Source organism: Ramlibacter sp. Leaf400 (assembly GCF_001424545.1).
Lineage (GTDB): Bacteria > Pseudomonadota > Gammaproteobacteria > Burkholderiales > Burkholderiaceae_C > Ramlibacter.
Genome location: NZ_LMQL01000009.1, coordinates 513,748 through 533,205, shown reverse-complemented (window position 1 = coordinate 533,205; position 19,458 = coordinate 513,748). Strand labels below are relative to the sequence as shown.

General features: G+C 70.9%; 22 protein-coding genes. 7 read left to right on the top strand and 15 right to left on the bottom strand.

Annotated features, from left to right (window positions below; translation table 11 throughout):
• Positions 1 to 15 precede the first annotated feature (15 nt).
• The 3 genes from ASG30_RS10780 to ASG30_RS10770 all read left to right on the top strand — a co-directional run bounded on the left by ASG30_RS10780 (position 16) and on the right by ASG30_RS10770 (position 2,514).
• The gene (locus tag ASG30_RS10780; protein WP_055895742.1) at positions 16 to 858 is read left to right on the top strand and encodes a fumarylacetoacetate hydrolase family protein; all 843 of its coding nucleotides are present in this window, start codon (positions 16 to 18) and stop codon (positions 856 to 858) included.
• Positions 859 to 1,023: 165 nt separating this feature from the next.
• Positions 1,024 to 1,575: an NADPH-dependent FMN reductase gene (locus ASG30_RS10775; RefSeq protein WP_055895740.1), complete on the top strand. Its 552-nt coding sequence runs from the start codon at positions 1,024 to 1,026 to the stop codon at positions 1,573 to 1,575.
• A 12-nt stretch (positions 1,576 to 1,587) separates the two neighbouring features.
• Positions 1,588 to 2,514: a DUF5996 family protein gene (locus tag ASG30_RS10770; RefSeq protein ID WP_055895738.1), complete on the top strand. Its 927-nt coding sequence runs from the start codon at positions 1,588 to 1,590 to the stop codon at positions 2,512 to 2,514.
• On the opposite strand, the gene minE is transcribed toward ASG30_RS10770, so the two are convergent.
• From minE to ASG30_RS10720, 10 genes are all read right to left on the bottom strand, one after another.
• On the bottom strand, positions 2,511 to 2,786 hold the full coding sequence (gene minE / locus ASG30_RS10765) for a cell division topological specificity factor MinE (RefSeq protein WP_055895736.1): 276 nt from the start codon (positions 2,784 to 2,786) through the stop codon (positions 2,511 to 2,513). The genes ASG30_RS10770 and minE overlap by 4 nt on opposite strands.
• Positions 2,787 to 2,788: 2 nt before the next feature.
• On the bottom strand, positions 2,789 to 3,604 hold the full coding sequence (gene minD, locus ASG30_RS10760; RefSeq protein WP_055895734.1) for a septum site-determining protein MinD: 816 nt from the start codon (positions 3,602 to 3,604) through the stop codon (positions 2,789 to 2,791).
• An 18-nt stretch (positions 3,605 to 3,622) separates the two neighbouring features.
• The gene (gene minC, locus ASG30_RS10755) at positions 3,623 to 4,420 is read right to left on the bottom strand and encodes a septum site-determining protein MinC (protein WP_055895733.1); all 798 of its coding nucleotides are present in this window, start codon (positions 4,418 to 4,420) and stop codon (positions 3,623 to 3,625) included.
• A 51-nt stretch (positions 4,421 to 4,471) separates the two neighbouring features.
• Positions 4,472 to 5,380 (bottom strand): recombination-associated protein RdgC, encoded by a 909-nt coding sequence (locus tag ASG30_RS10750; RefSeq protein WP_055895731.1) that lies wholly within the window; start codon positions 5,378 to 5,380, stop codon positions 4,472 to 4,474.
• Between the two features lie 178 nt (positions 5,381 to 5,558).
• Positions 5,559 to 6,287: an amino acid ABC transporter ATP-binding protein gene (locus ASG30_RS10745; RefSeq protein WP_055895729.1), complete on the bottom strand. Its 729-nt coding sequence runs from the start codon at positions 6,285 to 6,287 to the stop codon at positions 5,559 to 5,561.
• Positions 6,288 to 6,295: 8 nt separating this feature from the next.
• The gene (locus ASG30_RS10740; protein WP_055895728.1) at positions 6,296 to 7,054 is read right to left on the bottom strand and encodes an amino acid ABC transporter permease; all 759 of its coding nucleotides are present in this window, start codon (positions 7,052 to 7,054) and stop codon (positions 6,296 to 6,298) included.
• A 3-nt stretch (positions 7,055 to 7,057) separates the two neighbouring features.
• The gene (locus ASG30_RS10735; RefSeq protein ID WP_055895726.1) at positions 7,058 to 7,753 is read right to left on the bottom strand and encodes an amino acid ABC transporter permease; all 696 of its coding nucleotides are present in this window, start codon (positions 7,751 to 7,753) and stop codon (positions 7,058 to 7,060) included.
• Positions 7,754 to 7,771: 18 nt separating this feature from the next.
• Positions 7,772 to 8,596 (bottom strand): ABC transporter substrate-binding protein, encoded by an 825-nt coding sequence (locus ASG30_RS10730; RefSeq protein ID WP_055895724.1) that lies wholly within the window; start codon positions 8,594 to 8,596, stop codon positions 7,772 to 7,774.
• Positions 8,589 to 9,827: a pyridoxal phosphate-dependent aminotransferase gene (locus tag ASG30_RS10725; protein WP_055895723.1), complete on the bottom strand. Its 1,239-nt coding sequence runs from the start codon at positions 9,825 to 9,827 to the stop codon at positions 8,589 to 8,591. The genes ASG30_RS10730 and ASG30_RS10725 overlap by 8 nt, the downstream gene beginning before the upstream one ends.
• Positions 9,828 to 9,841: 14 nt before the next feature.
• The gene (locus ASG30_RS10720) at positions 9,842 to 10,504 is read right to left on the bottom strand and encodes an RraA family protein (RefSeq protein ID WP_082522020.1); all 663 of its coding nucleotides are present in this window, start codon (positions 10,502 to 10,504) and stop codon (positions 9,842 to 9,844) included.
• A gap of 125 nt (positions 10,505 to 10,629) precedes the next feature.
• On the opposite strand from ASG30_RS10720, the gene ASG30_RS10715 reads away from it, so the two are divergent.
• Complete coding sequence (locus ASG30_RS10715; protein ID WP_055895721.1) at positions 10,630 to 11,556, top strand: LysR family transcriptional regulator; 927 nt, start codon at positions 10,630 to 10,632, stop codon at positions 11,554 to 11,556.
• Positions 11,557 to 11,571: 15 nt separating this feature from the next.
• Here the strand turns inward: ASG30_RS10715 and ASG30_RS10710 are convergent, their stop codons facing one another.
• Genes ASG30_RS10710 through ASG30_RS10695 form a run of 4 tightly spaced genes read right to left on the bottom strand, consistent with a single transcriptional unit; the run spans position 11,572 to position 14,602 of the window.
• Positions 11,572 to 11,976, bottom strand: coding sequence for a c-type cytochrome (locus ASG30_RS10710; RefSeq protein WP_055895720.1), 405 nt, complete (start codon positions 11,974 to 11,976; stop codon positions 11,572 to 11,574).
• Positions 11,977 to 11,988: 12 nt separating this feature from the next.
• Positions 11,989 to 12,579, bottom strand: coding sequence for a ferritin-like domain-containing protein (locus ASG30_RS10705; RefSeq protein WP_055895718.1), 591 nt, complete (start codon positions 12,577 to 12,579; stop codon positions 11,989 to 11,991).
• Positions 12,580 to 12,622: 43 nt separating this feature from the next.
• On the bottom strand, positions 12,623 to 13,348 hold the full coding sequence (locus ASG30_RS10700; RefSeq protein WP_055895716.1) for an RNA polymerase sigma factor: 726 nt from the start codon (positions 13,346 to 13,348) through the stop codon (positions 12,623 to 12,625).
• 12 nt (positions 13,349 to 13,360) lie between these two features.
• On the bottom strand, positions 13,361 to 14,602 hold the full coding sequence (locus ASG30_RS10695; protein ID WP_055895713.1) for a c-type cytochrome: 1,242 nt from the start codon (positions 14,600 to 14,602) through the stop codon (positions 13,361 to 13,363).
• 392 nt (positions 14,603 to 14,994) lie between these two features.
• On the opposite strand from ASG30_RS10695, the gene ASG30_RS10690 reads away from it, so the two are divergent.
• Positions 14,995 to 16,026 carry a DnaJ domain-containing protein gene (locus tag ASG30_RS10690; RefSeq protein ID WP_055895711.1) on the top strand — a complete coding sequence of 344 codons (1,032 nt, stop codon included), beginning with the start codon at positions 14,995 to 14,997 and terminating at the stop codon, positions 16,024 to 16,026.
• Here the strand turns inward: ASG30_RS10690 and ASG30_RS10685 are convergent.
• Entirely contained in the window at positions 16,001 to 17,035 is a 1,035-nt protein-coding gene (locus tag ASG30_RS10685; RefSeq protein ID WP_055895709.1) for a LacI family DNA-binding transcriptional regulator, read from the bottom strand. The genes ASG30_RS10690 and ASG30_RS10685 overlap by 26 nt on opposite strands.
• A 101-nt stretch (positions 17,036 to 17,136) precedes the next feature.
• Between ASG30_RS10685 and ASG30_RS10680 the strand changes: the two genes are divergently transcribed.
• The gene (locus ASG30_RS10680) at positions 17,137 to 18,312 is read left to right on the top strand and encodes an L-talarate/galactarate dehydratase (RefSeq protein WP_055895707.1); all 1,176 of its coding nucleotides are present in this window, start codon (positions 17,137 to 17,139) and stop codon (positions 18,310 to 18,312) included.
• Positions 18,313 to 18,391: 79 nt separating this feature from the next.
• Positions 18,392 to 19,396, top strand: a complete 1,005-nt coding sequence (locus tag ASG30_RS10675; protein WP_055895705.1) for a Bug family tripartite tricarboxylate transporter substrate binding protein — start codon at positions 18,392 to 18,394, stop codon at positions 19,394 to 19,396.
• Positions 19,397 to 19,458 lie beyond the last annotated feature (62 nt).

Here is a 19,458-nt window from a genome sequence, read left to right as displayed (position 1 = left end):
GCGAGAGGAACCGAGATGAAGCTGCTGCGATACGGCCCGGTGGGCCAGGAAAAGCCCGGGCTGCTGGACGCGCAAGGGCGCATCCGCGACCTGTCCGCCCATGTGGGCGACATCGCCGGCGACGTGCTGCTGCCCGAGGGGCTGGCCCGCATCGCCGCGCTCGATCCGCAGAGCCTGCCCCTCGTCGGCGGCAACCCGCGCCTGGGCGCCTGCGTGGCCGGCACCGGCAAGTTCATCTGCATCGGCCTGAACTACTCGGACCATGCGGCCGAGACCGGCGCCACCGTGCCCAGCGAGCCCATCATCTTCATGAAGGCCACGTCGGCCATCGTCGGGCCCAACGACGTCGTCGAGATCCCGCGCCACTCGGTCAAGTCCGACTGGGAGGTCGAGCTGGGCGTCATCATCGGCAAGACGGCCAAGTACGTCGGCGAGCAGGACGCGCTGCAGCACGTCGCCGGCTACTGCGTGGTCAACGACCTGTCCGAGCGCGAGTTCCAGCTGGAGCGCCAGGGCCAGTGGACCAAGGGCAAGTCGGCCGACACCTTCGGCCCCATCGGCCCCTGGCTGGTGACGCGCGACGAGATCCCGGACCCGCAGCACCTGCCCATGTGGCTCGAGGTCAACGGCGTGCGCCGCCAGAACGGCTCCACCGCGACCATGGTGTTCGGCGTCGCGAAGCTGGTGTCCTACCTCTCGCAGTTCATGAGCCTGCGTCCCGGCGACGTCATCTCCACCGGCACGCCGCCGGGCGTGGGCCTGGGCCTGAAGCCGCCCGTGTTCCTGAAGCCGGGCGACGTGATGTCGCTGGGCATCGAGGGGCTGGGGCAGCAGCGCCAGCAGGTCGTCCAGGGCTGAGCGCGCTTCAGGCCTGCAGCGCACCGGCGGCGCGCCGGTGCCGCAGGGCCGGACGACACGAGTCGCTGCCGGATTGGCGCGTGCTGTCGCGTTCGGATTTGGCACAACCCGCATCGGCGCGCGGTGCTATCTTGGTCTCCGCTTCCAGCAACACGCTTATTCCCCATGACGACACTTCTCGGGCTCTCCGGCAGCCTGCGCAAGGGCTCCTTCAACACCTCGCTCCTGCGCGCGGCCGCCGGCCTGATGCCGGCCGGCGCGACGCTGGAGATCGCCACGCTGCACGGCATCCCGCTGTACGACGGCGACCTCGAAGCGGGCGAGGGCATCCCCGCGGCCGTGCAGGCGCTCAAGGACCGCGTGGTCGCGGCCGACGGCCTGCTGCTGGCCACGCCCGAATACAACAACGGCATGCCCGGCGTGCTGAAGAACGGCATCGACTGGCTGAGCCGGCCCCCGGCGGACATCGGCCGCGTCTTCGGTGGGCGGCAGGTCGCGGTGATGGGCGCCTCGCCCGGCGGCTTCGGCACCATCCTCGCGCAGAACGCCTGGCTGCCGGTGCTGCGCACCCTGGGCACCCGGCCCTGGTTCGGCGGTCGCCTCATGGTCGCGCGCGCCGGCCAGGCGTTCAACGAACAGGGCGAACTGGTGGACGAGAAGGTGAAGGACCAGCTGCGGGGCTTCCTGCAGGGCTTCGTGGATTCGCTGCAGCGCTGAAGGCCCGACGCCATGGCCGCGCAAGCCCCGACCGCCGCCGCCTGGCCGGACCTGTCGCCTGCAGCGTGGCGCGACACCTTCGCCACGCTGCACATGTGGATGCAGATCGTCGGCAAGACCCGGCTGGCGCTGGCGCCTTTCGAGAACCACTGGTGGCACGTCACGCTGTACGTGACGGAGCGCGGCTTCACCACGCTGCCCATGCCGGCGGGCACGCGCGCGCTGTCGGTGGAGTTCGACTTCCTGGACCACCGGCTGGTGATGCGCTGCGACGACGGCGCCTCGCGCAGCCTGGACCTGGCGCCGATGACGGTGGCGAGCTTCTTCGCCGAGTACCTGGAAGGCGTGCGTTCGCTCGGGTTCGATCCGCGCATCGTGCCGCGACCGGTCGAGGTGGAAGTGGCGACGCCGTTCGCGCAGGACCACGGGCATTCCAGCTACGACGCGGTGGCCGCCCACGCCTGGTGGCGCACCGTGGCGCAGGCCGACCGCGTGTTCAAGCGCTTTCGCAGCGGCTATTCGGGCAAGCAGAGCCCCTCGCACTTCTTCTGGGGCAGCTTCGACCTGGCGGTGACGCGCTTTTCCGGCCGGCCCGCGCCCCGGCATCCGGGCGGCGCGCCGAACTGTCCCGACTACGTGATGGTGGAGGCGTACTCGCGCGAGTGCGCCAGCGCGGGCTTCTGGCCCGGCGGCGGCGCGGTGGACGAGGCGGCGTTCTACGCCTATGCCTATCCCGAACCGGAGGGTTACTCAGGCGCCAAGGTGCGCCCGGCCGCGGCGTACTACCACGCCAAGGCGCGCGAATTCATCCTGCCCTACGCCGCGGTGCGGACCGCGCCCGACCCGGACGCGGCGCTGCTGGAGTTCCTGCAGAGCACCTACGAGGCCGCGGCCTCGCAGGGCAAGTGGGACCGCGAGGCCCTGGAGCGCAAGGCCTAGCGCTTGGCGACCTGCGGCTCCGGCAGTTCGATCTTCACCTCGAGCACTTCGAGGTTGTCGTGGCGATCGAGCTGGACCTTGATGTCGTTCGGGTTGATCTTGATGTACTTGCCGATCACCGCCACCAGGTCGCGCTGCAACGCGGGCAGGTAGTCGGGCTCGGCCGAGTTGCGGCCGGAGCGCTCGTGCGCCAGGATGATCTGCAGCCGCTCCTTGGCGACCGAGGCCGTCTTCTTCTTTTCGCCGAGCAGGAAGGAGAGGAACGACGCCATTCTCAGCGGCCTCCGAACAGGCGCTTGAGCAGGCCTTGTTTCTGTGCGTCGACGAAGCGCAACGGCTTGTCCTGGCCGAGGAAGCGGTCCACCACGTCCTTGTAGGCCTCGCTCACGTCGCTGCCCTTGAGGTGCACCGCGGGCGTGCCCTGGTTGCTGGCCTGCAGCACGGTCTCGCTCTCGGGGACCACGCCGATCAGCTTGATGCGCAGGATGTCCTGGATGTCGCCCAGCGACAGCATCTGCCCCTGGTCCACGCGGTTCGGGTTGTAGCGGGTGATGAGCAGGTGCTCCTTGATCGGCTCCTTGCCCTCGATGGCGCGCCTGGTCTTGGACGACAGCATGCCCAGGATGCGGTCGGAGTCGCGCACCGACGACACCTCGGGGTTGGTGACCACCACCGCCTCGTCGGCGAAGTGCATGGCCATCAGGGCGCCGGTCTCGATGCCGGCCGGCGAGTCGCACACGATGTACTCGAAGCCCATCTCGGCCAGGTCCTTGAGCACGCGCTCGACGCCCTCCTTGTTCAGGGCCTCCTTGTCGCGCGTCTGCGAGGCGGCCAGCACCGACAGGTTGTCGCAGTGCTTGTCCTTGATCAGGGCCTGGTTGAGCGTGGCTTCGCCCTGGATCACGTTGACGAAGTCGTAGACCACGCGGCGCTCGCAGCCCATGATCAGGTCCAGGTTTCGCAGGCCGACGTCGAAGTCGATGACCGCGGTCTTGTGTCCGGCCAGGGCCAGGCCGGAGGCGAAGCTGGCGCTGGTGGTGGTCTTGCCGACCCCGCCTTTGCCCGAAGTGACGACGATGATTCTTGCCATGGGGTTTCCCGTTGGTCTTCAGGCCCTCCGCCGCGAGGAGGAGGGGGCGATTTCGAGGGCTTCCATCACGAGCCGGCCTTCCACGCCGCCTTCCAGGCGCACCTGGGTGGGCTTGCCCAGCACTTCGGCGGGCAGGGCGGTGTCGCTGGTGCGGTAGACGCCGGCGATGGAAAGCAGCTCGGGCTCGAGGCACAGCGTCACGATGCGCGCCTCGGTGTTGCCGCGCGCACCGGCGATGGCCTTGCCCCGCAACGGTGCGTAGACGTGGATGCTGCCGTCGGCGATGACCTCGGCGCCCGGGTTCACCATCGACATCACCACCAGGTCACGGCCGCGGGCATAGACCTGCTGGCCGGAGCGCAGGGGCTTGTCGACGATGAGGGCGCCGGTGGGCGCGCCCGCATCGGGCTCGGCCCGGGCGGGAGCGGGTTCGGCGCGGGCCCGGGTGGGCGCCGGCGGCCGCGCGGGCGCGGGGGGCCGGGCTTCGGCCACGCCCTCGGCCCGGGCCAGCCCCGCGGCGCGGGCCGCCTGCTGCTGGTCCTGGCTGCCCCCGCGCACCGCGACCGGCATCACGCGGTGGCGGCGCAGCAGCTGCACCAGCGCGGCGAAGTCCACCGCGGCGTCGCCCGGCAGCGGCGCCAGGTCGATCACCAGCGGATCGTGGTCGAAGAACTCGGGGATGTCACCGAAGCGGGCCTGCAGCTCGCCCGCGAGGGCGTGCAGGTCCGCGGACTTGAGCAACAGGGCGACCAGCGGAAGGTTCGCGCTCTTGATCTCGAAGGTGGCCGGTGTACGGCCTGCGAGCGCAACTGTCATCGGAGGTACTGCAAGGGCGGGCGGATATTAGCAGTGCCTCAACGGCGAAACCTATACATTGTGTAGCTCGCCCCCCAGCGACGTGAGCAACTGGGGCAAGAGGCCCGAGATTTCCGCGGTGGCGATGGCCGCGTCGGCGTCGAATCCGTCCTCGCCCTTGGGCGCGTCCTCCACGCCGCGGATGTCGATCTTGCGGATCGCCAGCTGCTCGGTGAGCACGAAGGACACCTTGTCGTTCCAGGTCAGGGCCAGCTGCGTCGGCAGCTTGCCTTCCTCGATGTGCTGGCCGATCTCGTCCAGCTCCAGGCTGTGGCGGGCGTAGCGGACCACGGATTTCTCCTCGCCCGCCTTCTTCAATTCCAGGTCGCGGTCGATCGAGAAGCCCTCGGGCGGCTGCTTGGTCGTGAGCCATTCGGCCATGGCCGTGGCCGGCGCCAGCGACGTCGACAGCGGCGCGAGCGGCAGCACGTGCTGCAGGTCGGCCATCATGTCCACCAGCTGCTTGACCACCGGTTCGGCCGATTTCATGCTGCTGGCCGCGATCACCAGGCTGCGCTTTTCCAGGTCCAGCCAGATCACGTGCGAGGAGCGCTTGCTGAAGGCCCGGGGCAGGAAGGTCAGGACGATCTCGTCCTTGATCTCGGACTTCTCCTTGCGACCGGGCTTGCGGCCCTGCTCGGCCTCGATCGCCTTGCAGCGGGCCTCCAGCTCCGCCCGCACGGCGCCGCCGGGCACGCTCTTGCGCTCCACGGCCAGCTTGAGGATCCACTGGCCGGCGACGCTCTCCACCATGGCCCCGTTGTCCTTGCCGCGCGGCGGCACCCAGCCGGCCGAGCGTTCCTGCGTGGGTTCGCAGGGCTGGAAGGCCAGGCGCTGGAGTTCCGCCTCCAGCCGCTCGAACGCCGGGGGCGTCCAGTCGGGGCCGATGCGGTAGACGACGATGTTCTTGAAAAGCGGCATGCGGGGCTACAACGGATGGGGTGGCGAAGGGCACGCATTCTCGCCTGCGGACGGGGCGATCCGGCCATGCGCAGCACGTCGTTTCAATTGCACCCCCGCGCCGGCGGCCGGAACGCAAAAAGGCCACGGGGGAGTGGCCGATCCGCGCATTTGCTGTCGCCGGCGGGGCCGGCCCCGCTCAGTGCGAGCGAAGATCGGCCAGGAACCGGCGGGCCCGCTCGCTCTGGGGATTCTCGAAGAAGCCGGTGGGGCTGCCCGACTCCACGATGCGGCCCTGGTCCATGAACAGCACGCGGTCGGCCACCTCGCGCGCGAAATTCATCTCGTGGGTGACGCAGATCATCGTCATGCCGTCCCTGGCCAGCGACTTCATCACCTGCAGCACCTCGCCGACCATCTCGGGGTCCAGCGCGCTGGTGGGCTCGTCGAACAGCATCGCGGGCGGGTCCATGGCCAGGGCGCGGGCGATGGCCACGCGCTGCTGCTGGCCGCCCGACAGCTGGCCGGGGTAGGCGTCGGCCTTGGCGGCCAGGCCCACGCGGGCCAGCAGCTGCCCGGCCCGGTCGCGCGCCTCCGCCTTGCCGCGGCCCAGCACGGTGGTGGGCGCCAGCATGATGTTCTCGGCCACCGACAGGTGCGGGAACAGGTTGAAGCTCTGGAACACGAAGCCGACGTGGCTGCGGAATTTGTTGACGTCCAGCGATTTGGCGTGGATATCCTGGCCGTCAAACAGGATGCGCCCCTTCTGGATCTCCTCCAGCCGGTTCACGGTGCGGATCAGGGTGGACTTGCCCGAGCCCGAAGGCCCGCACACGACCACCACTTCCCCCTTGGCGACGACGGCGTCGATGCCGTCCAGCGCGTGGTAGCTGCCGTACCACTTGTTGACGCCTTCGAACTGGATCATGGGTTTCCTCATTCGGCGATGGCCGCGATCGGCGGCGGTACGGCGGGTGCGGCCGCGCCCGCGCCCGCGCCCTGGCCCGCGCGGCGACGGGCGACCCGTTTTTCGAGCTGGCGGGCCAGCTGGGTGAGCGAGAAGCAGAGCAGGAAGTAGATGGCCGCCAGCACCGCGAACACCTCGAAGGGCTTGGTCAGCAGGGTGCTGTTCACCTGGTTGGCCGCGAAGGTCAGCTCGTTGACGCTGATCACGTAGCCCAGCGAGGTCTCCTTGATGGTGGAGACGAACTGGCTGAGCATGGACGGCACCATGTTGTAGATCGCCTGCGGCAGGACCACCTTGCGCATGGTCTGCATGTAGGTCAGGCCCACGGCGCGGGCCGCTTCCGTCTGGCCCCTGGGCAGCGACTCGATGCCGGCGCGCACGATCTCCGCCAGGTACGCGGCTTCGTAGATCACCAGCGTCGCCAGCATGGTGCTGAAGCCGCTGACCGGCCGGCCCAGGAGCACCGGCAGGAAGAAGTAGACCCAGAAGATCAGCATGATCAGCGGGACGCCGCGCATCACGTAGACCACGGCGGTGGCCGGCCAGTAGAGCAGCCGGAAGCGGCTCACGCGGGCCAGCGCCAGCGCGATCCCCAGCGGGAAGGCCAGCGCGATGCCCAGCACCGCCAGCACGAAGGTGATGGCCAGGCCGCCGAGCGGCCCGTTCGGGTACTGCCCGACCAGCAGGAGCACGCCGTAGTCGCGCAGGAGGGCGAGGATGTCAGCCATGGCTCACCTCGACGCGATGCGCATGCGGCGCTCGGCCATCGTGCCGGCCGCCATGATCAGGAGCGAGATCGCCAGGTAGACCACGGTCGCCAGCAGGTAGACCTCCACCGTCTTGAACGAGCGGCTCTCGATCTCGCGCGTGGCGTACGTCAGCTCCGCGACGCCGATGGTCATCGCCAGCGCGGTGTTCTTGAACAGCAGCACCGTGTGGTTGATCAGCGTGGGCATGGCGATGCGGATCGCCTGCGGGAAGACGACGTGGCGGAACGACTGCAGGTAGGTGAGCCCGAGCGCGCGGCCCGCCTCGATCTGCGAGGGCGGGATGGACCGGATGCCGCCGCGCAGCCCTTCGGAGACGTAGGCGGACATCGCCAGGCCGATGGAGACCGTGGCGAAGGTGAACTCGCCACCATGGCGGTTCAGCCAGGTCTGCAGGTCGGCGGGCAGCAGCGTGGCGATGCCGAAGTACCAGAGGAAGACCTGGACCAGCATCGGCACGTTCTGGTGGTACTCCACCCAGCCGGCCACCGCGGCCTGCGCGGTGCGGCTCTTGCTCATGCGCACCAGCGCGAGCAGGGTGCCCAGCACCATGGCCAGGACCCACGCCAGTACCGTCAGCTCCAGCATGATGACGACGCCGCGCACCAGCATCTGCGGCGCGTCGTCCCGCAGCAGGACGGAGAAATCGAGCGGGGCCATGGCGGGGCGGCGGGGTCGTCAGCCCTTGATCGGCTCGATCTTGAAGCTGCGCTTCAGGTTGAACTGCGTGCCCGTTCCCAGCCACTTGTCGAAGATCTTCGCGGCTTCGCCCGACTTCTCCATGGCGGACAGCACCTCGTTCACGTGCTTGAGCAGCGCGGGCTCGCCCTTGCGCATGCCGATGCCCCAGGGCTCGGCGAACAGGGCCGGCTCCAGGATGTCGATCGGGGCCGGGCTGGTCTCCGCGTCCTGCTTCCACTTCACCAGCGTCAGCTCGGACAGCACCACGCCCTCGACCTTGCCCTGCTGCAGCGCGAGGAACAGCGCCGGCGGGTCCTGGAAGGTGACGGTGTTGACGTTGGGGATGTGCTTGCGGGCGCCGGCTTCCGAGGTGGAGCCCTTGGCGGCGGCGACGCGCTTGCCGGACATGTCGGCGGGCGTCTTGAACTTGTCGGCGCGGCGGGCCGCCACCTTCTGGTTGCTCACGAAGTAGCTCTCGCTGAAGGCGATCTGCTCGGCGCGCTCGGGCGTGAAGCCCAGGTTGGCGGCCAGCACGTCGACGCGGCTTTGCATCAGTTCGGGGATGCGCGCCGGCACCGAGATCAGCTTGAGCTCCAGCTTGACGCCCAGGCTCTTGGCGACGGCGGCGCAGAAGTCCACGTCGTAGCCCTGGGTCTCGCGCGTCTGCGGGTTGGGGAAGCTGAAGGGCTCGGCGGTGCCGAGCGTGCCGCACCCCAGCGTGCCCTTGGCCTTGATGTCGGCGAGCTGGTCGGCGCTGGCGACGGGGGCGGCCAGGAGCGTGAGGGCCGCGACGGCGGCGGAGATGAGCGGAAGCTTACGCATGGGAGGTCTCCTCGTGGACATGGGGAAGGGAAAGGGCTTCGACGGCCCGGGCCAGCACGGCGCACCCGGCCTCGATCTGGTCGATGGAGGTCGCGAACGACAGCCGCAGGTGGTTGGGCAGGCCATAAGACGTGCCGTCGATCGCGGCGACGCCCGCGACGTCGGTGAAGTACATCATCACATCGACGTCGCTGGCCAGCGTCTTGCCGGCGGGCGTGGTGGCGCCGATCAGCCCGGCCACGGACGCGAAAACGTAGAAGGCGCCGTCGGGCAGCGCGCACTGGATGCCGGGCACGCGGTTGAGCAGCTCGACCATGCGGTCGCGGCGGGCCTCGAACAGCTGGCGCGCCTCGGCCACGCACTCCTGCGGGCCTTCCAGCGCGGTCACCGCGGCGACCTGGCTCATGGACGCGGCGCAGGAGGTGCTCTGCGTGAGCAGCAGCGTCATCGCCTTGACCAGCGGCAGCGGCCCGGCGCCGTAGCCGATGCGCCAGCCGGTCATCGCGTAGGCCTTGGACATGCCGTTCACCACCAGGGTGCGGGACGCCAGCTCGGGCACCAGCGCGACGGGAGAGACGTGGCGCACGCCGCCGAAGACGAAGTGCTCGTAGATCTCGTCCGTCATCAGCCACACGTGGGGGTGGCGCAGCAGGACTTCGCACAGCGCCTTCAGCTCCTGCCCGGAGTAGACGGCGCCGGTCGGGTTGTTCGGCGAGTTGAGGATCAGCCAGCGCGTGCGCGGCGTGATGGCGCCCTCCAGCGCCTGCGGCACCAGCTTGAAGCCGGTGCGCTCGTCGGCCGTGACGATCACCGGCCGGCCGCCGTGCAGCGCGACCATGTCGGGGTACGACACCCAGAACGGTGCGGGCACGATCACCTCGTCGCCCTCGTTCAGCGTCGCCGCCAGCGCGTTGAAGATCACGTGCTTGGCGCCGCTGCCCACCACGACCTGCTCGGGCGTGTAGGCCAGGCCGTTCTCGCGCGCCAGCTTGGCGGCGATGGCCTTGCGCAGCGGCGCGATGCCGGCCGAGCCGGTGTAGCGGGTCTTGCCAGAGGTGAGGGCGTCGACGCCGGCCGAGACGATGTGGGCGGGCGTGGGGAAATCGGGTTCGCCGATGGTGAAGTCGATGATGGTGCGGCCGGCGGCGCGCAGTGCATCGACGTGGGACTTGGCCGCCATGCTGGGCGACGGCTTGACGGAATCGAGGCGGGTGGCGAGCAGTTGGGTCATGGGGTTCGCTGCGATCAGGGCGCCGGCTGCTGCAGGAAGGGCTCGAGCCAGCTCTGCTGCACCCGGCCGGTCTGGATCTCGGCGCGGATCGCGTCTTCCTTGGCGGCGCTGCGGCGGGCGGCTTCGAGCAGGCGCTGGGCGTCGGCCTGCGGGAAGGTGACGACACCGTCCTCGTCGCCCACCACCAGGTCGCCGGGGTTCACCACCTGGCCGGCGATGGCCACGGGGACGTTCAGCGCGCCGGGGCCGTTCTTGTAGGGGCCGCGGTGCGAGACGCCACGGGCGTAGCAGGGGAAGTCGGCTTCCCCGAAGGCGGCCGTGTCGCGCACCGCGCCGTCGATGACGAAGCCGGCGCAGCCGCGCTGGATGGCGTAGGAAAGGATGAGGTCGCCCACCAGCGCGTTGTTGGTGTCGCCGTCGCCGTCGATGACGAGCACGTGCCCCGGTTGCAGCAGGGGCAGGGCCTGGTAGATCGCCAGGTTGTCGCCCGGCCGCGTCTTCACGGTGAAGGCGGTGCCCACCAGCTTGCGGCCGCGGTGGAAGCGCTGCAGCGCCGTGATGCCGGCCATGCGGTCGAGGTTGTCGCTCAGGTGGGGCGTGACCACGCGGCCGAAGGCATCGGCCAGGGCCGCCGGCGCGAGCGCCGGGACGGGGTTCAGGAGGATGGGGGCGGGCATTGCGATGGGGGTGCGGTAGGGGGCGGATTGTTGGTGTTCCCTCACCAGAAAAAAAGCGATATTTCCGATTCGAAACTCAAGAAAAAAAGCGATAAATTCCGGGTTTCCCCGAAAGCCGCGCCGTGATGACCTTCAAGCAGCTGGAAGCGATCTACTGGGTTGCGCGCCTGGGCGGCTTCGCCCAGGCCGCCAGCAAGCTGCACACCACGCAGTCGGCGATCTCCAAGCGCGTGCAGGAACTGGAGTCCCTGTTCGACACGCCGCTTTTCGACCGCACGCTGCGCACGGCGCGGCTGACCGACAAGGGCGAGGAGATGTTCGCGGTGGCGCAGCGGCTGCTGGAGCAGCGCGATTCGGCGGTGGAGCAGTTCCTGCGGCCTGAAGTGATCGAGCGGCGGCTGCGCCTGGGCGTCACGGAACTGACCGCCATGACCTGGCTGCCCAGGCTGGTGCACCGCATCGAGACCTTCTATCCCCGGGTGGTGATCGAGCCGGACGTCGACACCAGCGCGGCCCTGCGCGACAAGCTGCTGGAGGATGAACTGGACCTGGCCATCGTCCCGGACGCCTTCGAGGATCCGCGTTTCGCGTCGCGCCCGGTGGGCGACGTGGAGCTGCAGTGGATGTGCCGCCCCGGCATGGTGGACAGCCGCAAGCCGCTGCGCCTGCACGAGCTGGCGAAATACCGGCTCCTGACCCAGAGCAACAAGTCCGGCACCGGCATCGTGGTGGACCGCTGGCTGAGCGCGCAGGGCATGAAGCTGCCGAACACCCTGAGCAGCAGCAACATGCTGGCCCTGATCTCGATGACGGTGTCCGGGCTGGGCGTGACCTACCTGCCGTGGCGCTGCCTGCAGCCGATGATCGACGACGGCATGCTGGCGCTGGTGAAGGTCACGCCGGCGCTGCCGGCGACGCCCTACGTGGCCCTCTATCGCACCGACCAGCGCAGCACGCTGATCGCCTCCGTCACCATGCTGGCGCAGGAGAGCTGCGACTTCACGCGCATGTTCCAGACCGGCACGCCCCAGGGCGTCGCCGACGGCGCGTGAGCGCCGCGTGACGCGTCAGCGCGGCGGCTTGCAGGCCTTGCCGGGCCGGGTGGCCTGCCGCAGCCAGGCCACGAGGGCCTCGCGCTCCTCGGCCTCGGGCACGCCCAGGTAGGTCATGGTGGTGCCGGGGACGGTGGCCATCGGGTTGGCCAGGAAGCGCGCGAGCGTGGCCTCGGTCCAGACGAGGCCGGACTTCTTCATGGCGGCGGAGTACGTCTCGAAGCCCGGCGCCGTGCCCGCCTTGCGGCCGAACAGCCCGCAGTGCGCGGGGCCGGTGCGGTTCTGCTCGATGGCATGGCAGGCCGCGCAGCGGCCGTAGGCCTGTTCGCCGCGCGCCAGCAGGCCCGCGTCCGCGGCCGCGAGCGGGCCGCAGACGGCCAGCGCCGCGGTGAAGGCCAGTGGGCGCGCGAGCCGGGGCACCGTGGCGGGCCTTCAGGACATGAAGGCGCCGGGGACCAGGGGCTTTTCGCCCAGCACCTGCCGGAAGACGGCCCAGTGCATGGCCTCGTCGCCCAGGATGCTCGCCGCCGCCTGCGCCAGCGCGCGGTCCTGGAACAGCGGCACGGCATTGAGGTAGGCCGAGACGGCGCCGCGCTCCAGGCCGGCCGCGAAGCGCAGCACGTCGGCCTCGGCCTTGAGCTTGTCGGTGGGGAATTCGTAGCGCGCCTTGGGTTCCACCGGCTGGCCGCCCAGCTTGCGCACCGTGCCCGCCAGCACGTCGGCGTGTTCCTTGTGGTGGCCCTGGAACTCCAGCGCCAGCGCCTTGGCCTGCGGGCCCAGCAGGCCGCTCTCGGCGCCGAGCTGGTAGGCGGCGATGGCCTCGAGTTCGGCGCCGCGCGCGGTGTTGAGGATGCGCACGTCCGACTCGCCCCTGGCGCTGGAGGCCTTGGTGCCCTGCGCCAGCGCATCGCGCCCGGCCAGCAGGGCCACCGCGCCGGCCGAGAGCATGGCGGCGCCCGCGAACAGGGATTCGCGGCGGGACGAACCGAGGAAGAAGAAGGAGGAGTCCTGGGGAGAGGTCATGGTCGCACCTTTGCCTTTGTGGGCGTTGAAGGAAGGAGGGGGGCTACTGGTCGCGGACCACGCCCGCGGCACGCAGCCGCGCGAGCACCTGCACGACCATGTCGTCGCAGCGGGCGCCACGGAAGTCGTGCAGCGCCGACAGCGGCACGGTGGCCCCGGCGTCCAGGTGCCGTCGCAGCATCGCGCGGGCGCGCAGGTAGCGCGTCTTGACCACGTCGAGCGAGACGCGCAGGTTGCCCGCCGTGTCTTCCACGCTCATCCCTTCCACCGCGCGCAGGATGAAGACGCAGCGGTAGATCGGGGGCAGCAGGTCGATGGCGGCTTCGAGCTGGCGCCGCAGCTCGTTGTTGGAGGCCGTGGCCTCGGGGGTGGCGGGGTCGATGCCGTCGGCGCGACCGGGACTGTGCTCGGACATGGCGCCCTCCTCGTCGTCGGGGAGGGTCTCGTCCAGGAAGACGACCCGCCCCAGTTTGCGTTGCTGGCCCAGCGCCTGGTTGATGACGATGCGGGTCAGCCAGGTGCCCAGGCTGGACTCGCCGCGGTAGCCGTCCAGTGCGACGAAGGCCCGCAGGTAGCCTTCCTGCACCGCGTCCTGCGCCTCGGCGTCGTCGCCGACGATGCCGCGCGCGGCGCGGAACAGCATGCGGTTGTAGCGGCGCATGAGCTGTGCGAAGGCGTCGGCGCGGCCCGCGCGCAGGCCGGCCAGGAGTTCTTCGTCGACGGCGCCCGTGGCCGCCGGAGGGGGATGGGGTTGGGCCAGATCGGTCATGTCGGTTCCACCTCAGAGCGACTTCAGGTACTGGGCCACGTCCTGCACCTCCTGGGCGGTCAGCCCCAGGTCCAGGCGCTGGTTGTAGCGGTCGACGACGTCCTGCGGCGTGGCCGCCGAACCGTCGTGGAAATACGGGGCGTGCTGCCACAGGCCGCGCAGCGGCGTGGTGCGGTACATCTTCGTGGCCGAGCGGCCGGCGTAGCCGGGTTCGGCCACCGAGTCGGACGGCGGGTGCAGCCGCGAGTTCGCGTCGGTGAACAGGGCGCCGCTGTGGCAGCTGGCGCACTGGGCGGCGCCCGCGAACAGCGCCTGCCCGCGCGTGGCGGCGGCCAGGTCGAACGATCCGGTGGGCGGCGCCGGCGGGGCCAGCGACAGCTGGTAGGCCTGCAGGGCCGCGAGCTTGGCCGAGACCAGGTCCTGCGTTCCGTGCGTGACCTGCACGCCCAGGCGCGGCTCGCTGAAGCTGCCGTGGCCGCCCATCTCGACCACCGCGACGTAGCGGTTCCAGTAGGCGGGCTCGTCGCCGTCGCCGGTGAACGTCACCTTGTGCACTCCTTCGAGGCCGTAGGCCGGCGGGATCACCACCGGGTTGCTGATCCCGTCGACATTGAAGCGCGGATCGAATTTCCCCTTGCCCCAGGAGCTGTAGACGGCCTTGGTGGCGGCATCGAGCGCCGGGGACAGCGCGATGATGGCGCCCGGATCGAGGTCGCGGTTCGCCCAGCCGTCCAGCCGCTTGCCGATGCCGCCGGCAAACGAGTCGTCCACGGTCGAGTGGCACAGGGCGCAGGTGATGCCCACGCGCCGCAGGCGGTCGACGCCGTTGACGCTCTCGACCACACCCTTGACGCCCACCACCGCATCCAGCTTGAGCAGCGCCACCGTGGTGGCCGGGCTGTCGAGGTCGACCTGCCCGGCGCGCAGCGCCGCGGCCAGGTCGGCGGGGATGGCGTCGGCGTCCACCTTCAACCCGACCGACAGCGCGGTGCGGGGCGACACGCCCTGCTCGATGACCTCGTGCAGGCGCAGCGTGTCGGTCCACTGGGTCTCGTCGCCGAAGGTGTCGAAGCGGAAGACCTGCCGGCCCTGGGCGACCAGGTCGGCCTGCGCCGACGCGGGCGGGGCGCCGGCGGAGGGGGCCGGGGCGGCTGCGGCGGCCGGCGCCTCGCCCGATCCGCCGCCGCAGGCGGGGACCAGCGCGGCGAGCGCCATGGCCAGCAGGCTGGGCAGGAGGGGGCTCGGTCGGGGCATCTTGGCTCCTGGGGTGTGTAGGCCTTTGATGCGGCGGGCCCCCGAAAGGTGACAACGCACCGCTTGCGTGCACTGGCGGCGACCCGTCGCCGCCGCGTCACAGCCGATGGCGCGCCGAAAAAAATCTTGGGCACCTGCCTGTTCTTTGATCATCGGCCGCAACGCCAGAGCTGGCGCCGCGAATGCCGCGGCTCCACAGGGTTGTCCACAGCCTTCTCCAGTTTTGGTGTGAATTCGCGGGTGCCGCGCTGTGGTAGTGCGCCCCGCCGCACGTCCACAGGCCATATTCCACGGACGCGCGGTCTGCATCGCGCGACGTCGTGTCACGCCGTCTCCCGGCCCTGCCGCAGGCTACGATGCTGCGCTGCAGCACAGACTCCCGGAGCGCGCATTTGAACGTCGACGACTGCTACCACGAACTCGGCGTCGCCCCGGGCTCCAGCGATGCCGAGGTGAAGGCCGCCTGGCGCCGGCTGGCCGCGCGCTGGCACCCGGACCGCAACGACAGCCCGCAGGCCTTGCGCAAGATCCAGCGCATCAACCAGGCGCTGGAGGAGATCCGCCGGTCCAAGCGCGAACTCGCGCTGGAAGGCGAGGGCGAGGGCGAGGCGGACGGCGCCCGGGAGCCCGCGGTGGAGCACACCGTCGAACTCACGCTGGAAGAGATCGCCAGCGGCTGCACGCGCGAGCTGCGCGGTGAAGTGATCGACGACTGCGCCGATTGCCACGGCACCGGCCTGGAGCCGGAACCCGCCGCCTGCGGTGAATGCGGCGGGACGGGGCGGGTGCGCCAGCCGCTCTGGTTCGGCTGGGTCGCATCCACCATCGAATGCGGCGCCTGCCAGGGCCACGGGTCCACGCGCCAGGGCTGCCCCGCCTGCGACGCCAGCGGCAAGTCGCCGGCCCGCAAGTACCGCTGCCGCGTCGAACTGCCGGCGGGCCTGCGCGCCGGCAACGTGCTCGACGTGGCGGCGCGCGTGCAGGGCCGCAACCGCCGGGACCACCAGCTGGCGCTGCGCGTGCGCATCGCGCTGCGGGCGCACGAGTTCTTCTCGGTGGAACCGGACGGCACCCTCTGCTGCGAGCTCCCCGTCGACGGCTTCGCCTGGATCGCCAACCGCTGGACCGAGGTGCCCACGCCGCGCGGGCTGCAGCAGATGCGCCTGCGCCGCGGGACCCTGAACTACCGCATCAAGGGCGCCGGCCTGCCCTGGCAGGCGGCCGGGGCGTGCGGCGACTGCATCGTCAACGTGGTGCCGCTGTTCCCGGAGGAATTCAGCCCGGGACAGGAGAAGGCGATCGATCGCCTGGTGGCCTCGAACACGGGCGCGCGCGCCACCGCCGCCGGCGCTCGCCGGGCCGCCTGGGACCGGCTCATCGAGGGCTGGGAGGCCCGGATCAAGGCGCCGGCGAAGGCCGCGTAGCGGGCCCTGCGTCCATCGTCGAGGTCCGCTCGACGATGCGAAAGCCGATGTCGGTGATCGCCTGCGCGATCGCCGCGCCGCTGCGGCGGTCGATGATCAGCTGCGCGGCCCGCGCGCCGATGGCCGCGCCGTCCACCTGCACCGTGGTCAGCGCCGGCCGCATGTGGGCCGCGAAATCCGCGTCGCCGAAGCCGCACACCGCCAGCTGCCCGGGCACCTGCAGGCCGCGGTCCAGCGCTTCCGTGATCACGCCCTGGGCCAGCTGGTCGGAGCTGCAGAAGACGGCTTCCAGCGCCGGCTCCTGCTGCAGCAGCCGGCCCAGCGCGCGGCGCCCCAAGGCGAGGTTGCTCGGGGCCGGGCCCACGGCCACGGGCACCTCGCGGCCCCAGGCGGCGAGGAAGCCCTGGCGCCGCAGCGACGCGCGGTGGTCGTCGCCGGTGGCGATGCCCACCCGCTGCCAGCCCCTGCGCCGGAAGAACGCGGCGACAGCCGCGCCCACCTCCTGGTGCGAGAACCCCACCAGCATGTCGATCGGCTCGTCGCTCAGGTCCCAGGTCTCCACCACCGGGATGCCCAGCCGGCGCAGCTTCTGCCGCGCGGCCGGCGAGTGCACCAGGCCGGCCACCACGATGCCGTCGGGGCGGCGGGCCACCATGGTGTCGATCAGCGCTTCTTCCCGCGCGTGGACGTAGCCGGTCTGGCCCAGCACCAGCTGGTAGCCGGCGGCCGCCAGCGCATCGGTCAGGGTGTGCACCGTCGGAAGGAACTGCGCGACCGAGATCGCGGGCACCAGGCAGGCCACCGTCATGCTGCGGTTGGACTTGAGGCTGCCGGCCAGCAGGTTGGGGATGTAGCCCGTGGTCTCGACCGCCTGGCGCACCCGCTCGATGGTGCGGGGCGAGACGATGCCCGGGTTGGCCAGGGCGCGCGACGCCGTGATGGGGGAGACGCCGGCGACGCGCGCCACGTCGGCCAGGGTCGCGGTCTTGAAGGGGCGGGAGGCGTTCATCGTTGGCGCGCGCAGGCGGGCGATTCTACGAGGGGCTCAGCCGTGGGGCCGGGGGTCCGGGCGCTTGACCAGGCCAGGATGACATCGATATCATGATAGCGATGTCATCCTCTTCCGCCAACCCCTCCACGGCACCCGCCGTGTCCGGCGCGGGCGACCAGATCGCCTGGGTCCGCCTGTCCTCCTGCTACCTGCCGCTGGCGCAGCCGATCAGCGACGCCAAGGTCCTGACCGGCCGCCAGAAGCCGATGACCGAGATCGCCATGCTGTTCGCGGAGATCCAGACCCGCGACGGCCACCAGGGCCTGGGCCTGAGCTACTCCAAGCGGGCCGGCGGCCCCGGCCAGTTCGCGCACGCCAAGGAAGTCGCCCCGGCCCTGCTGGGCGAGGACCCGAGCGACATCGCGCGGCTGTGGACCAAGCTGTGCTGGGCCGGCGCGTCGGTGGGCCGCAGCGGCCTGGCCACGCAGGCGCTGGGCGCCTTCGACGTCGCGTTGTACGACCTGAAGGCGCGCCGCGCCGGCCTGCCGCTGGCCAGGCTGTTGGGCGCGCAGCGCGACTCGGTCGCCTGCTACAACACCTCGGGCGGCTTCCTGCACACGCCGACCGACCAGCTGCTGGTGAACGCGGCGGCCTCGCGCGAGCGCGGCATCGGGGGCATCAAGCTCAAGGTGGGCCAGCCCGACGGCCGGCTGGACATCCAGCGCGTGGAAGCCGTGCGAAAGCACCTGGGCGACGACGCGCCGCTGATGGTGGACGCCAACCAGCAGTGGAACCGGCCGGCGGCGCAGCGCATGTGCCGCACGCTGGAGCAGTTCCACCTGGTGTGGATCGAGGAGCCGCTGGACGCCTACGACAACGAGGGCCATGCGGCGCTGGCCGCGTCGCTGGACACGCCCATCGCCACCGGCGAGATGCTCACCAGCGCCGCCGAACACGCCGAGCTGATCCGCCACCGCGCCGCCGACTACCTGATGCCTGACGCCCCGCGCGTGGGCGGCATCACGCCCTTCCTGAAGATCGCCGCGCTGGCCGAGCACGCCGGCGTGATGCTGGCGCCGCACTTCGCGATGGAACTGCACGTGCACCTGGCCGCCACCTACCCGACCGAGCCCTGGGTGGAGCACTTCGACTGGCTGGAGCCGCTGTTCGAGGAGCGCCTGCAGATCAGCGCGGGCCGCATGCTGGTGCCCACCCGGCCCGGCCTGGGCCTGACGCTGAGCGAGCAGGCCCGCCGCTGGACCCGCGAGTCGGCCGAATGCGGCCAGCGCCCCTGATCCCGCCGCCAGGCATCACGGTGCAGCAGTGGGCACCGACCCCCTCCCACTCGACCCCTTAACTGGAAGGAGACACCCCATGAAGAACTTCTCGATCCTCCGCCGCCGCCTGGCCGGCGCCACCGCGTTGGCGGCGCTCGCCGCGCCGGGCCTGGCCCTCGCGCAGGCGCCGGCCAATCCCGCCTTCGCCGGCAAGACGCTGCGGATCATCGTGCCCAACCCGGCCGGCGGCACCTCCGACATCCTGGCGCGCCTGCTGGCGCCGCGGCTGCAGGAGCAGCTCGGCGCCACCGTGGTGGTGGAGAACAAGGCCGGCGCCACCGGCAACCTGGGCTCGGACTTCGTCGCCAAGTCGGCGCCGGACGGCCTGACGCTGCTGCTGACCGACATCGGCTCGCTGGCCATCGCGCCCAGCGTGTTCCCCAACCTGCCGTTCGATCCGGTGAAGGACTTCGCGCCGGTGCTGCTGGTGGCCTACTCGCCCCACCTGCTGGCCGCGAATCCCGCGCTGCCCGCCAAGGACGCCAAGGAGCTGATCGCGCTGGCCAAGGCCAAGCCGAACTCGCTGAACTTCGCCATCTCGGGCACGGGCGGCGCCAACCACCTGGCCGGCATCGAGTTCGCGCTGCGCAGCGGCATCAAGTGGACCTACATCCCCTACAAGGGCGGCTCGCAGGCCATCAACGACGTGGCCGCCGGCCAGGCCGACGTGCTGTTCAACGGCATGGTCGCCACCTACCCGATGGTGCAGGGCGGCAAGCTCAAGGCGCTGGCGATCTCCAGCGCCAAGCGGTTCCCGTCGGCGCCCGATGTGCCCACCGTGGCCGAGTCCGCCGGCCTGCCGGGGTTCGAGACCGGTTCCTACCAGGGCATCGCCGCGCCGGCCGGCACGCCGCCCGCGGTGGTCGCCGCGCTGCACGGCACGGTGTCGAAAATCCTGGCCACGCCGGAGATGCAGGAGCGCCTGACCAAGATGGGCGCGGAGACCCGCCCGGGGTCGTCGGCCGACTTCGGCAAGTTCATCCGCGACGAGAAGGCGCGCTGGGCGAAGGTGGTGAAGGACTCGGGGGCGAAGTTCGACTGAGGGCGAAGGCAACCGCCCCGGGGCGGTAGCCGCGGGGGCGGGAGCACTGGGTTCCCGCCTTC